At 46.9% G+C, this 12,581-nt stretch carries 13 protein-coding genes; 6 read left to right on the forward strand and 7 right to left on the reverse strand.

From position 1 onward, the window contains the following. Position 1: 1 nt before the first annotated feature. The 4 genes from sspA to zapE form a co-directional block, all read right to left on the reverse strand. Positions 2-643: a stringent starvation protein SspA gene (gene sspA, locus B3Z23_RS15120; protein WP_087486881.1), complete on the reverse strand. Its 642-nt coding sequence runs from the start codon at positions 641-643 to the stop codon at positions 2-4. 309 nt (positions 644-952) lie between these two features. Next, entirely contained in the window at positions 953-1,345 is a 393-nt protein-coding gene (gene rpsI / locus B3Z23_RS15125; protein WP_038016832.1) for a 30S ribosomal protein S9, read from the reverse strand. Positions 1,346-1,360: 15 nt separating this feature from the next. Next, entirely contained in the window at positions 1,361-1,789 is a 429-nt protein-coding gene (gene rplM, locus B3Z23_RS15130) for a 50S ribosomal protein L13 (RefSeq protein WP_038016830.1), read from the reverse strand. A gap of 246 nt (positions 1,790-2,035) precedes the next feature. Beyond that, positions 2,036-3,169, reverse strand: coding sequence for a cell division protein ZapE (zapE, locus tag B3Z23_RS15135; RefSeq protein ID WP_294911614.1), 1,134 nt, complete (start codon positions 3,167-3,169; stop codon positions 2,036-2,038). A gap of 211 nt (positions 3,170-3,380) precedes the next feature. Between zapE and zapG the strand changes: the two genes are divergently transcribed. The 5 genes from zapG to B3Z23_RS15160 all read left to right on the forward strand — a co-directional run bounded on the left by zapG (position 3,381) and on the right by B3Z23_RS15160 (position 7,894). Then, positions 3,381-3,782: a Z-ring associated protein ZapG gene (gene zapG / locus B3Z23_RS15140; RefSeq protein WP_038016825.1), complete on the forward strand. Its 402-nt coding sequence runs from the start codon at positions 3,381-3,383 to the stop codon at positions 3,780-3,782. A 95-nt stretch (positions 3,783-3,877) separates the two neighbouring features. Next, positions 3,878-5,254, forward strand: a complete 1,377-nt coding sequence (locus B3Z23_RS15145; protein WP_294911616.1) for a Do family serine endopeptidase — start codon at positions 3,878-3,880, stop codon at positions 5,252-5,254. Between the two features lie 91 nt (positions 5,255-5,345). Then, entirely contained in the window at positions 5,346-6,434 is a 1,089-nt protein-coding gene (gene degS / locus B3Z23_RS15150; RefSeq protein ID WP_294911618.1) for an outer membrane-stress sensor serine endopeptidase DegS, read from the forward strand. Positions 6,435-6,800: 366 nt separating this feature from the next. After that, positions 6,801-7,271 (forward strand): transcriptional regulator ArgR, encoded by a 471-nt coding sequence (gene argR, locus B3Z23_RS15155; RefSeq protein ID WP_038016822.1) that lies wholly within the window; start codon positions 6,801-6,803, stop codon positions 7,269-7,271. A gap of 359 nt (positions 7,272-7,630) precedes the next feature. Beyond that, complete coding sequence (locus B3Z23_RS15160; protein WP_294911620.1) at positions 7,631-7,894, forward strand: YdgH/BhsA/McbA-like domain containing protein; 264 nt, start codon at positions 7,631-7,633, stop codon at positions 7,892-7,894. A gap of 382 nt (positions 7,895-8,276) precedes the next feature. Here the strand turns inward: B3Z23_RS15160 and aaeB are convergent, their stop codons facing one another. The 3 genes from aaeB to aaeX are packed head-to-tail and all read right to left on the reverse strand — an operon-like array spanning position 8,277 to position 11,388. Further along, positions 8,277-10,232, reverse strand: coding sequence for a p-hydroxybenzoic acid efflux pump subunit AaeB (aaeB, locus tag B3Z23_RS15165; protein ID WP_294911622.1), 1,956 nt, complete (start codon positions 10,230-10,232; stop codon positions 8,277-8,279). A 12-nt stretch (positions 10,233-10,244) separates the two neighbouring features. Further along, positions 10,245-11,177 (reverse strand): p-hydroxybenzoic acid efflux pump subunit AaeA, encoded by a 933-nt coding sequence (gene aaeA, locus B3Z23_RS15170; protein ID WP_294911623.1) that lies wholly within the window; start codon positions 11,175-11,177, stop codon positions 10,245-10,247. Positions 11,178-11,184: 7 nt separating this feature from the next. Further along, complete coding sequence (gene aaeX / locus B3Z23_RS15175) at positions 11,185-11,388, reverse strand: p-hydroxybenzoic acid efflux pump operon protein AaeX (protein ID WP_038016811.1); 204 nt, start codon at positions 11,386-11,388, stop codon at positions 11,185-11,187. A 243-nt stretch (positions 11,389-11,631) separates the two neighbouring features. On the opposite strand from aaeX, the gene aaeR reads away from it, so the two are divergent. Further along, a complete protein-coding gene (aaeR, locus tag B3Z23_RS15180; RefSeq protein ID WP_294911626.1) occupies positions 11,632-12,552 on the forward strand; it encodes an HTH-type transcriptional activator AaeR in 921 nt (306 codons plus the stop codon). Positions 12,553-12,581: the final 29 nt, after the last annotated feature.

The following is a 12,581-nucleotide window of genomic DNA, read 5'->3' on the forward strand; positions in this document are numbered from 1 at the left end:
ATTAACCCCGAAATTGCAGACGCATTTCGCGTTCAGTCTCGGTCAGTGAAGCCAGGAAAGAATCACGTTCGAAAACACGGGTCATATAACCTTTAAGTTCTTTTGAACCCGCACCACTCAGATCCACACCCATTGAAGGCAAACGCCACAATAGCGGCGCCAGATAACAATCCACGAGGCTGAACTCTTCACTCATGAAGAACGGTGTACGGGAAAATAAAGGTGCAATGGCCAGCAGCTGTTCGCGCAGTTGTTTACGGGCATCATCAGCCTCCTGAGCGGTTCCTTTTTCGATCAGGAACATCAGGCTGTACCAGTCTTGTTCGATACGGTGCATCATCAAGCGGCTTTCACCACGGGCGACAGGATAGACCGGCATTAATGGCGGATGAGGAAAACGTTCATCCAGGTATTCCATAATAATGCGGGATTCATACAACGTCAGCTCACGGTCAACCAGGGTAGGAACCGTACAATACGGATTCAGATCAATCAGATCCTGTGGAAGGTTATCCATATCGACCTGTTCAATCTCCACACTAACGCCCTTTTCAGCCAGGACAATACGCACCTGGTGGCTGAAAATATCAGTGAGTCCGGAAAACAGTGTCATTACCGAACGTTTGTTGGCAGCGACAGCCATGAAAACCTCCACTTTGCTCAAAAAGATACCGGGAATAGCCGGCGATGGCCTGCTAACCAGTAAACATAGCGCTTGCAACCTATGCAGATGCGTTCTTTTCAACCATTCCCTGAATTCTGCGCATCGCTTAACTGCTGCCAAGCATAAATTAAGCCGACAGTTTATCAGATCTTCGCCTGTTTGTGGGGGGTGATTAAAGATTTGCCAATAAAATGCCTGAAATGACGCAAATACAGAGAATAAATCAACAAAAAACCCGCCGAAGCGGGTTTTTGATGCCAACTGATATGCTGCAAAAGCAGCAAACAATTAACGTTTGGAGAACTGTGGACGACGACGTGCTTTACGCAGACCGACTTTCTTACGTTCAACTTTACGTGCATCACGGGTAACAAAGCCCGCTTTGCGCAGTTCTGAACGCAGAGATTCGTCATACTCCATCAGAGCACGTGTGATACCGTGACGGATCGCACCAGCCTGACCAGAGATACCACCACCTTTAACAGTGATGTACAGATCAAATTTTCCAACCATATCGATCAGTTCCAGTGGCTGACGCACGACCATACGTGCAGTCTCACGACCGAAATACTGCTCTAAAGAGCGCTGATTGATAACGATGTTACCGCTTCCCGGCTTGATAAAGACGCGAGCGGAGGAGCTTTTGCGGCGACCTGTGCCGTAGTTTTGAGTTTCAGCCATTGCCTGTAATCCCGATTAAATGTCAAGAACTTGCGGTTGCTGTGCCGCATGGTTGTGCTCGTTACCTGCGTAAACTTTCAGTTTACGGTACATAGCACGACCCAGCGGGCCTTTTGGCAGCATGCCTTTAACCGCGATTTCAATCACACGCTCAGGACGGCGAGCAATCATCTCTTCGAAGGTCGCTTGCTTGATACCACCGATGTGGCCGGTGTGATGGTAATAAATTTTATCACTACGCTTGTTGCCGGTAACAGCAACTTTATCAGCGTTCAGAACGATAATATAATCACCGGTATCAACGTGCGGAGTGTATTCCGCTTTATGCTTACCACGCAGACGACGAGCCAGTTCAGTCGCTAAACGACCTAAAGTTTTGCCTGTCGCGTCAACAACATACCAGTCACGCTGGACGGTTTCTGGTTTAGCTGTAAAAGTTTTCATTGAAAAGCTTACCCAAATATAAGTTACACGTTGGTGAAATCCCAAACGCTTAAGTAAACGATTGAGGCTCACACGACCATTTTGCCAGCAAGCCTACCCCTTCGGATAGAATTACCGGATCACAAAGGTTTTTGGGAAAAAAAACCATTTGCCGTAACGTGGGGTCGCAAGAGTATAGAGAAGTCGCGACTAAAAATCGACTCTTTTTGCGATAAAAATTGCGGCCCCGCGCCCGGACATTCGCATTCATGGCAAATGAGGGCGGCGCAGAAACTCTTCACTCTGCATCTCCTGCAGACGTGAAAGGCAACGCTGGTATTCAAATTTTAGCTGATTGCCGGCATAAATATCTTCCAGCGCGGCTTCTGCGCAGACAATGAGTTTAACATGTCGCTCGTAAAACTCATCGACTAATGCCAGAAATCGTCTTGCCTGGTCTTCCATCGCCGTTGTCAGCACAGGAACATTAAACAAAAAGACACTGTGATAACGCCGCGAAAGCTCTATATAGTCAAGCTGACTGCGTCCTTCACCACACAGCGTAACAAAATCCAGTGCCACCACGCCGCCATGTTCTTTGAGTGTTGCCATCTGCCGATGATTAACTTCCAGCACAGGTGACTCTGCCTGAGAGTAGTCACAGCCGGAAAGAACACCAAACATCGACGCCATCTCTTTTGTAGCCAGTGGTGTGGCGGGTGTTTTCCAGAGGTGAGCTGAGGTCAATGTCCTCAGGCGATAGTCAATCCCTGCATCAACATTCATCACGTCACAATGGCGGTTAATCTGCTCAATTGCAGGTAAAAAACGCGCTCTTTGCAAACCATTACGATACAGGTCATCCGGGGGAATATTAGAGGTAGCTACCAGTGTAATACCCCGCCCGAACAGAGCTTCCATCAGAGTACCCAGCAACATAGCATCGGTAATATCGGAAACAAAGAACTCGTCAAAACACAATAAATCGGTTTCTGCTTTAAAGCGGTCAGCAATAATCAATAACGGGTCGCTGTGCCCCTGCAATTCTGTGAGTTGTTCATGCACCCGCAGCATAAACCGGTGGAAATGTAAGCGAAGTTTTCTCTCACCAGGAATAGACTGAAAAAACAGATCCATGATCCAGGTTTTCCCGCGACCCACCCCTCCCCACATATACAAGCCACGAACCGGGGTTATTTCATCCTGTTTAGTCTTTCCCAGTAACCCGGAAAGACGGCCAAACACGCCTTTTTTGGAGGGTAACTGAGAGGTATTCCGTGAGGTAAAAGACTGATAAATCGAATCCAGTCGGGTTATTGCCGCCTTCTGAACGTCATCAGGCTGAAAAGCGCCGCGGGTAAGCTCTTGCTGATACAGGGCCAGGGGTGATGTCATTTGCATTTTTCTCAGCTATCCGGAAAAGTCCGTTTGTTGTCGTTTGACGAAAAAAAACCGTTATACAGTACGACAGCCTGACTCAGGATTCCACATCCGGGAGATTAACGGGTATAGTGACTAGTATTGAAGTAGGTTATCTTCTTGTTGTTAACTGATTATCATGCAGTAGTGAATCGTTGTGCCCTGAAGAACAACGGAAATTAGGGGAGTCATTATGACCTGGGAATATGGGCTAATCGGATTAGTAATTGGGCTTGTCATTGGCGCTGTTGCTATGCGCTTTGGAAATAAAAAATTACGTGAGCAACGTAACGTTCAGTATGAGTTGGAAAAATCGAAAGCTGAACTGGAAGATTACCGTAAAGAACTGACCGGCCATTTTGCACGCAGTGCCGAATTGCTGGATAACATGGCTCATGATTACCGTCAGCTTTATCAGCATATGGCGAAAGGTTCTAACGATCTGTTACCTGATTTGCCCGGGGACCAGAATCCGTTTGCCTGGCAGGATACCGAAGCAGAAGCTGATAATGATCAGGCTCCGGTTCAAATCCCGCGGGATTACTCTGAAGGCGCTTCAGGATTACTGAGAAGCGGCCCGATAAACCACAAATGATCCCACCGGGCGCATAAATGCGCCCGGTGTGTTTCCGCTGCCGCCATTGCGTACTCCGGCAATTTCTTACCCTCAACAGTGAGAACACCTGCAAAATGAAAAAATTATCACCGTTACTGCTGGCTATGGCGCTGGGTGCCGGGCTGAATCTGTCTTTTTCACTTCCTGTCCAGGCAAGTCTGCCAGTAAAGGTTGAAGGTCAACCACTCCCTTCACTGGCCCCTATGCTGGCAAAAGTTCTGCCGGCAGTGGTGAGTGTGAAAGTCAGTGGCATTCAGCCGGCATCTGATGATCAAAATATTCCTGAGCCACTGAAGAAATTCTTTGGCCAACAGGCACCACAAAATTCGCAGGGTCAGCCGTTTGAAGGACTGGGTTCCGGCGTGATTATTGATGCGCAGAAAGGCTATATTCTCACAAATTATCATGTCATCAATGGTGCCAATAAAATCACTGTCGAACTCAGTGATGGCAGCCAGTACACCGCCAAACTGATCGGCAGCGACAGCCAGTCCGATATAGCATTGATACAGGTCAGCAATGCGAAGAATCTTACTCAAATTAAAGTTGGTAACTCGGACCAACTGCAGGTAGGTGACTTCGCGATCGCTATCGGTAACCCGTTTGGACTGGGACAAACCGCAACTTCCGGTATCATTTCAGCACTAGGCCGCAGCGGGCTGAATATTGAAGGCCTGGAGAACTTTATTCAGACGGATGCTGCAATTAACCGTGGTAACTCAGGCGGAGCGCTGGTGAATCTGCGTGGTGAGTTAATCGGCATTAATACTGCCATTCTGGCCTCCGGTGGCGGGAATATTGGTATCGGATTTGCCATTCCTGGCAATATGGCTATCAACATTGCCGACCAGTTGATGAAGTACGGCCAGGTGAAACACGGTCAGTTAGGAATTAAAGGGACTGAACTGACCGCTGATATGGCAAAAGCTTTCAATGTGAATGTCACTCATGGTGCGTTTGTCGCCCAGGTATTACCAGGTTCCGCTGCAGATAAAGCCGGTGTCAAAGCGGGTGATATTATTACCACCCTGAATGATAAGGCGATTACCGGATTTGCCGAATTGAGAGTTAAAGTCGGGACCGCGGCTCCGGGCGAAAAAGTGCGACTCGGATTGTTGCGTGATGGTAAAACCATCAATGTGGTGGTCACTCTGGATCAAAGTAACTCTTCGAATAGCGCATCGACTCAGTTACCTCAGCCGGCATTCCAGGGCGCTGAATTTGGTAACGGAGAAACAACAGATAAACAGAAAGGTGTGAAAGTCACTTCGGTGAGTAAACAAAGTGCCGCAGAACAGGTTGGCATGCATGCCGGTGATGTGATTGTCAGCATTAACCACCAACGGGTACAAAGCCTTGATGAACTGAAGAAAGTCCTCGACACCAAACCGGATGTTATCGCTCTGAATATCATTCGTGGAAAAGACAGTATCTATCTGTTAATGCGTTAAAAAGCACTGATAACGGTCGTCACAAGCGGATACCCGTGCCGACCGTTATCATGTTATCCTAAGCCACCTTTCTTCTGGCAAAGCAACTGGCATGCTACTCAAATTATTACGTTCGGTGATTATCGGCCTTATTGTGGCAGTAGTGATTCTACTGGTGATGCCTGGATTTCACTATGGAAGCCGCGTGCTCGCTCTGTTCGACCATTCAGATGATAGTGCCGAAGAACCGGTAGTCAGTTTCAGCCAGGGGGTACGACGGGCGGCACCTGCGGTCGTTAACGTCTATAACCGCAATACTCAGACCAATAACAGTCGCGGCATTACCACTCTGGGGTCTGGGGTGATAATGAACAACAAAGGTTACATTCTTACCAACAAGCATGTCATCAATAATGCAGATCAGATCATTGTGGCGTTACAGGACGGACGTTTCTACGAAGCAACCCTGGTCGGTTCAGACACGATGACTGACCTTGCTGTTTTGAAAATTTCAGCCACTAATTTGCCGGTCATACCCATCAACCGGAAACGGATCCCCCATATTGGTGATGTGGTGATGGCTATTGGTAACCCGTATAACCTGGGACAAACCGTCACTCAGGGCATTATCAGTGCCACCGGGCGCGTAGGGTTGAGTTCCTCAGGACGCCAGAATTTTCTGCAAACTGACGCTTCTATTAATCAGGGAAATTCCGGAGGTGCTCTGATCAATTCACAAGGTGAGTTGATGGGGATAAACACTCTGACGTTTGATAAAAGTAGCGACGGAGAAACTCCTGAAGGTATTGGTTTTGCTATCCCGACAGCTCTGGCTACCCAGATAATGGATAAGCTTATCCGTTACGGCCGGGTGATACGCGGGTTTATCGGAATAACCACCCGGGAAATTCCAGCCCTGAATGGTCACGGCAACAGTCTGGATAAGATACAGGGAATTGTGGTCAGTAAAGTCGCTCCCGGAGGCCCGGCAGAACAGGCTGGTATTCAAGCCAATGACCTGCTGTTAAGTGTGAATGGAAAACCCGCCGTTTCTGCACAGGAAACGATGGACCAGGTCGCTGAAATTCGTCCCGGCACCGTCATTGAGGTTGAATTACTACGTAATGATAAAAAGATGACTATTCCTGTCACCATCCGTGAATTCCCACAGGACAACGGCGTAAGTAACTCTTCTCCTTAATTGCCAATCGTCGTCTTGCTGCAGGCAAGCCGCGCGCCATTTCGCTCTTACCGGCCAGCGTATGATTTTTTATCCATTCATCGGAATAAATTCCCCGATAGTACTCCCGGTTTGTCACCGAATACTCAACCCTGATGACAAGCTACAGCAGAGCTAAACAAACTATCCGTTGGTCAGTTGCAATATAAAAAACTATAAAAAAGTGATTATCTGGCCATTTGGACTATTCACAATTTATTTGCTACAATCCGCGCCTGGCGCATTCCCGCCTTTTTATACCCGTTTGTCGATTGCATAAAAATTCACACAGGTGCATAATCATGTAATTATCCCTGCGCAATTCCCTTTTATTACTCATGGTAGCCTATGCGAACCTCCTCTAAACAAGAAGATTTAATCAGGGCATTTAAAGCACTGCTAAAAGAAGAAAAGTTTAGTTCTCAGGGCGAAATTGTAGTTGCTCTTCAGGACGACGGCTTTAACAACATAAACCAGTCTAAAGTCTCACGGATGCTGACAAAATTCGGTGCAGTGCGTACACGAAATGCAAAAATGGAGATGGTTTACTGTCTGCCGGCTGAACTGGGGGTTCCAACGACCAGCAGCCCACTGAAAAATCTGGTATTAGATATTGATTATAATGACGCTCTGGTCGTCATCCATACCAGTCCTGGTGCTGCTCAACTCATTGCCCGGCTACTCGACTCCCTGGGTAAAGCAGAAGGCATTCTGGGGACTATCGCCGGTGATGACACTATCTTTGTCACTCCATCACGAAACTTTACCGTGAAAAAACTTTATGATGCCATTCTGACTCTGTTCGAACAGGAACTCTAAGTCAGAAATACCGGCATCTGAATGATGCCGGTCAACCAGTATCGCTACGCTTCCCGGTTCCATTTCCCGCACTATCCCCTGCAGACCTCTGGTCGAACATTGAAATATGACACCAGTGTTAACGCCCGACAAAATAGCACTTAATGTTAAGTACACATAACATTTTGTTATAAAAGGAAAAAAACACACCGGGTTAAATTACCATCAATTTTTAGTTTAAATTGTTATAAAAATCTCCAGGTAATCGCTTTCATTCGAAAAAAACATTATTAGCAAAACATTAATTTCTTACGTTATCAGATCTATAATTTTCTCCGTGATCTGAATCACGAAATTAAAAAATTAACGAGGAAACGATTGTGAAAATAAAAGCAGGCCTGGCGATGGTCAGCGTGTTATCAGCGCTGTCATTTAGCACTTTTGCTGCGCAGTCTGTCAGTAGCGAACAGGCCCGGGGAATGCAGTCTTTTGGCGTGATTACCGTCAGCGGAATTAATGCATCACCTTCGGATATCGACGAACAATTAAATAATAAAGCAGCTTCCCTGGGGGCTAAAGCCTACCATGTCACCGAGGCTTATATGAATGGCAACTATCACGAAACCGCCATTATTTATAAATAACCTCAAACAATAGTCTGTAAAAAAGTAAAAAAAACATCCGGTGAGATCCTGTCTGTACACAGGAATCATGACCGTAATATTTGTCATAAGAATCAAAATGAATCAGGCTTACCGGAAAATAATAAAAATCACACGCCGGGATAAATTATCCGGATGAGCCATGCAGGATCTTAAATATTATAATAATTGTAAGTTACCGGCTTCCCACCGGGATTTACATAATAACACTACAGTAACGTCAGCTTCGCCCCCTTTCCGGGGGCTTTTTTTATTTCTGAACTTTCGGTTTAACAGCACGAAACAGAGATAAACCAGCGACAACTCACCAGGTCATCTTCCTGGTCTCTCATGTCTGCCGCCTCGCGGGGCTGCGGACCACGCTTCAGATATTAATCATAGTGTTCTGGTAACGAGACAGAATATCGGCCAACCGGTGTACCGGCTCCGTCACTGATACAGGGGCAGAATATTGCTTAAGCTTTTGTTGGTAAATCTCAAATTCCTGCAACAGCCGATGATAATAGTAGCGTTTTTTTTCTTCACTATGAGATGAGATAACCCTGTCACCGGTGTAACGCAAACGACGATGAAATTCAGACAAATCGGCATTTTGGGGTATATCAGCTCTGCGTAAACGTTGGTGGCTGATGATTAATGTTAACGCCAGACGATATTTATCGATATCTCCGGGGAAAAGATTTAATAACAAAAATAATTGCTGATACAAAGAAGGAAGGTAATTTTCCCTGCGTTTTTCCGGATTAGTCGTTAATGATGAAACGGCAGCATACATAAATCGGTTGAGAATTTTCCGTCCGGTACGGGCTTTTGATTTATCACGAATCAGTAATATCACCATCATTGAAACAAAACATCCAATCACCTGGCCCAGAGCACTATCAATAAAAGTATTGATAGAAAAACTCATGGGATTGCTTAACACAATGATATTCAGAGTTCCGATAAATGCTCCCAGGGTACCCAACTGACGCCTCTGGATAAAAATACCGCAGACAAAAGCCAGAGCGCCTATAATCAGACACAGCAAAAACAAACTTTGTTGGGTGCCCGGCATTAAGAATACGTAGTAAATCGCGCCTAAAGGCACCGCCACCGACATCCCGTACAGAAAATCTTTTGCCATCATCAAAGGATTAGGCAAGCGCATCGCCAGAGACGTCACAACTGCCAGCATGACCATACAGGCACTGCCGGCACTCCAGCCAGTATACAACCAAAACAGTGAGCCCAGTGCGGTTGCCGCAAATGTGCGAATCCCGTTGATCATCGCCGGATGAGTTTCAGCAGAACGGACATGAACTTCACCCTCACGTTGCAGAATAGTTTCTTCGGTTTTGTTTATCCGGGCATTACTTTGAATCCCTTTCATCAACAGTAAATATTCAGAAGCTGCACCCACCCAGCTACTGAGAGTCACCGGGATATCGGAGGTTTCATTAAGTGTCAGTAGCCGACGCAACTCCTTGAGTTGCTTACGAAAGCCCGTAATATTATTGACATCCTGATCGATGAGCTGATGGAAATCATCCGGCACATAATGTTGCCGGGTATTCTGAATAAGAAACGTTTCCGCCGCCTGGGTAATCATGGTGAGAGATAAGGTATGTAACATTTTCATACGCTGACTGGTATTACGCCAGTGGCTTGATTCCATCCGCAACTGGCTGCGCATACCGCTAAAAGCACTGGTACGACGCACCAGCGCATTCCAGGATTTATCCAGCTCTTCTTTGCTTTGGTGTCTGACGCACAGCTGTAACAGTTGGTACTGGGCTAATAACAGAGATTCGACTTCCTGATCGACCACTTTCTTGATTGAGCGGGGAGAGAAGATCATATCGGCAACGATGGCACAAACAATACCGATGATAATTTCGCAGCAACGTTCTACAGCAAAGCGGGGAACAAGTTGCAGAGTACCGCTGGCATCTACTGTTACGATAATGATCAGTGCCGTATACCCTGCCAGGCCCAGGGCATAGGAGTTCTCGACCCGTATCAGTGATGACCACCAGACACAGAAGCCTGACCATATGCAGCAGAGTAATAACATGACCACCGGCGCCCGCGCGGTAAAAATCATAATAGTCAGTGCAGCCAGGCAGCCAATAAAGGTTCCGATAATACGTAGTATCCCGCGGTGTCGCAGAGCTCCAGAATAAGGGTCTCCCCCGGCGGCGAATGCCTGACCGCCGGCAACAATACCGGCGGTCATGACTGCCCAGCGTGGAGTTTCTAAATTACAATAGAAACCCACGATGAGCGCCATCAGGATGGCAAAAGTTAATTTAACCGGAAAACGAAAATACTGGACCATCGTTCACCCCGATTAACCAAATTCTCTTAATCTGTTCAGCAGACCTGAGATAAACGTAGGCTTTTCATGGGGTCGATCTTTTTCACCGGTCACAACCACTGTGGCAGTAGTACCCGAAGGAAAGCGGTTACCTGGCTGTTTATCAAGATGGATACGTACCGGAACACGCTGCGCAAGCCTTACCCATTCAAGATCAGAGTCCACCGTTGCCATCCCTTTCGAGTCAACCGTGCTGCTGCTGTTGGTTACCCCCGCGGCAATACTGTCTACGGTACCATGCAGGGTGACGTTGCTGCCCAGTGGAGTAATTTCAGCCCGGTAACCTGGTTTAACGCCATCCAGTTTGGTTTCTTCCATATAAGCGATAACATAGAAAGACTGCGCTTTCACCAGAGCCACTGCCACCGAGCCACGGGTAATAAACTCTCCTCCGAATACGGTCAGGTTTGTCACCCAGCCATCGGAAGGTGCCTGCACATCGGTACGGGTCAGATCAATCTGGGCCAAATCACGGGCTGCAACAGCCTGTGCCAGCTGATGTTCGCTGGTCTGTAGATCATTATTGGCCTGATCGACGGTTTCTTTCGACAATGCCTGTGTACCTATCTTGTTACGACGTGCTGCTTCACGGCGTTTTTCCGCTACTACTGCCTGATAGTATTCAACATTGGCCTGAGCTTCATCCAGGGCTTCCTGAAAACGCGGACGATCGACAATAAACAGAGTCTCGCCTTTCTTCACAAACTGGTTATCGTGGACTTTGACTTCACTGACCAGCCCCGTAACATCAGGAGAGATCGCCACAACATCTGCAGCAAATTTAGCATCCCTGGTCCAGGGTGACTCGGTGTAGTAGACCCAGGCCCTGAATACAATGATGATGGCAATGACCACCAGAATCAGGGTTATCGCATAACGTGCGATTTTTCTTATAAGCGTTTTCACTGAAACCTCAGACCATTAAACTGGAGACAAAATAAAAGACGCAGCAATACAGCGCTGTGTTAAAAAGAGAAGGATGCCAGACAAGATCGTATATCCCGCTGGGAGTCAGAATCCTTTTCACCAGCCAGAACAGCAGCAGCGAAAGAATCAGCTCTACAAAAATGGGCGGAAAAGATAGCCCAAAGACGACTAAAACCGGATGCACACTCATTTTAAACCCTTTGGAATCATGACATTACACCCAGACAACCAGGAATAGTGGCCATCAGCATCAGGGGCAATCGCTCTCTGATAGCCAGCTAACCACAAGCATATGTCAAAATACTTGAATTTGTATAACTTTAGACGGTACAGCAAGAACGTAAATTATTGACCGGATCTCATTATAGTAACGTGTCTGATAGTTAGTTTTCTACTTTATGTGACATAAATCACTTTTAATTCAGAGTTAACAATGGAACGTTTAAAAGGTATGTCAGTTTTTGCGAAAGTGGTTGATTTAGGCTCTTTCACTGCCGCAGCAAACCAGTTGCACCTCAGTGTCTCCTCTGTCAGCCAAACTATCGCGAAGCTGGAAGATGAATTGCAGGTTAAACTACTGAATCGTAGTACCCGTAGTATCGGTCTCACTGAAGCTGGCCGAATTTATTACCAGGGGTGCAGGAAAATGCTGAGCGAAGCAGCACAAGTTCATGAACAGTTGTATGCCTTCAATAATACCCCCATAGGTACTCTGCGCATTGGCAGTACCACGACGATGGCAAGAATTGTCTTATCACCAATGACAGCAAAACTACTGAACGACTACCCGGGGTTAAGCGTTAACTTAATCACCGGAAATCCCTCTCCGGATTTAATCGCTCATGGATTAGATTTAGTGATCAAGGCGGGGAACCTAGAGAATTCAGCGCTGTTTTCACGACGGCTGGGCAGTATGCCGATGGTGCTTTGCGCCTCTACCCGCTTTCCCGGGCTAAGAGATCTTCCCGCACGGCCGGAGGAATTAGAAAGCTTTGCCTGGCTGGAATACAGTGTTTATCCGTATAACGAATTTGAGTTGACAGCCCCGGACGGAAACACTTTGAGATTGTCCCCGAAAGGACGCTTCGCGACCAATGACCCACTCAGCCTGATTGGTTGGTTAAAAGCTGGCTCCGGTATTGCCTGTATGCCACTGATGTGGGTACTGGATGATATTAAACAAGGCGAAATAGAGATTTTGTATCCCCAATATCAGTCAAAGCCACGGCCAGTATATGCGCTGTATACAGAAAAGGATAAATTGCCATTAAAAGTGCAGGTTTGTATCGATTATCTCACCGAATACTTTCGCGAGATGGCACTAAAGTATCAGGAATACCGTAGCAGAAACTAAAACGCACAGCCTGAAGGGCTGTGCGTTAA

It is taken from the genome of Tatumella sp. UBA2305 (assembly GCF_002345795.1).
Lineage (GTDB): Bacteria > Pseudomonadota > Gammaproteobacteria > Enterobacterales > Enterobacteriaceae > Tatumella > Tatumella morbirosei.

Excerpts from the sequence above, each read along its gene's own strand:
- sspA (WP_087486881.1), bottom strand. The coding sequence starts at position 643 with ATGGCTGTCGCTGCCAACAAACGTTCGGTAATGACACTGTTTTCCGGA.
- rpsI (WP_038016832.1), bottom strand. The coding sequence starts at position 1,345 with ATGGCTGAAACTCAAAACTACGGCACAGGTCGCCGCAAAAGCTCCTCC.
- rplM (WP_038016830.1), bottom strand. The coding sequence starts at position 1,789 with ATGAAAACTTTTACAGCTAAACCAGAAACCGTCCAGCGTGACTGGTAT.
- zapE (WP_294911614.1), bottom strand. The coding sequence starts at position 3,169 with ATGCAAATGACATCACCCCTGGCCCTGTATCAGCAAGAGCTTACCCGC.
- zapG (WP_038016825.1), top strand. The coding sequence starts at position 3,381 with ATGACCTGGGAATATGGGCTAATCGGATTAGTAATTGGGCTTGTCATT.
- B3Z23_RS15145 (WP_294911616.1), top strand. The coding sequence starts at position 3,878 with ATGAAAAAATTATCACCGTTACTGCTGGCTATGGCGCTGGGTGCCGGG.
- degS (WP_294911618.1), top strand. The coding sequence starts at position 5,346 with ATGCTACTCAAATTATTACGTTCGGTGATTATCGGCCTTATTGTGGCA.
- argR (WP_038016822.1), top strand. The coding sequence starts at position 6,801 with ATGCGAACCTCCTCTAAACAAGAAGATTTAATCAGGGCATTTAAAGCA.
- aaeB (WP_294911622.1), bottom strand. The coding sequence starts at position 10,232 with ATGGTCCAGTATTTTCGTTTTCCGGTTAAATTAACTTTTGCCATCCTG.
- aaeX (WP_038016811.1), bottom strand. The coding sequence starts at position 11,388 with ATGAGTGTGCATCCGGTTTTAGTCGTCTTTGGGCTATCTTTTCCGCCC.
- aaeR (WP_294911626.1), top strand. The coding sequence starts at position 11,632 with ATGGAACGTTTAAAAGGTATGTCAGTTTTTGCGAAAGTGGTTGATTTA.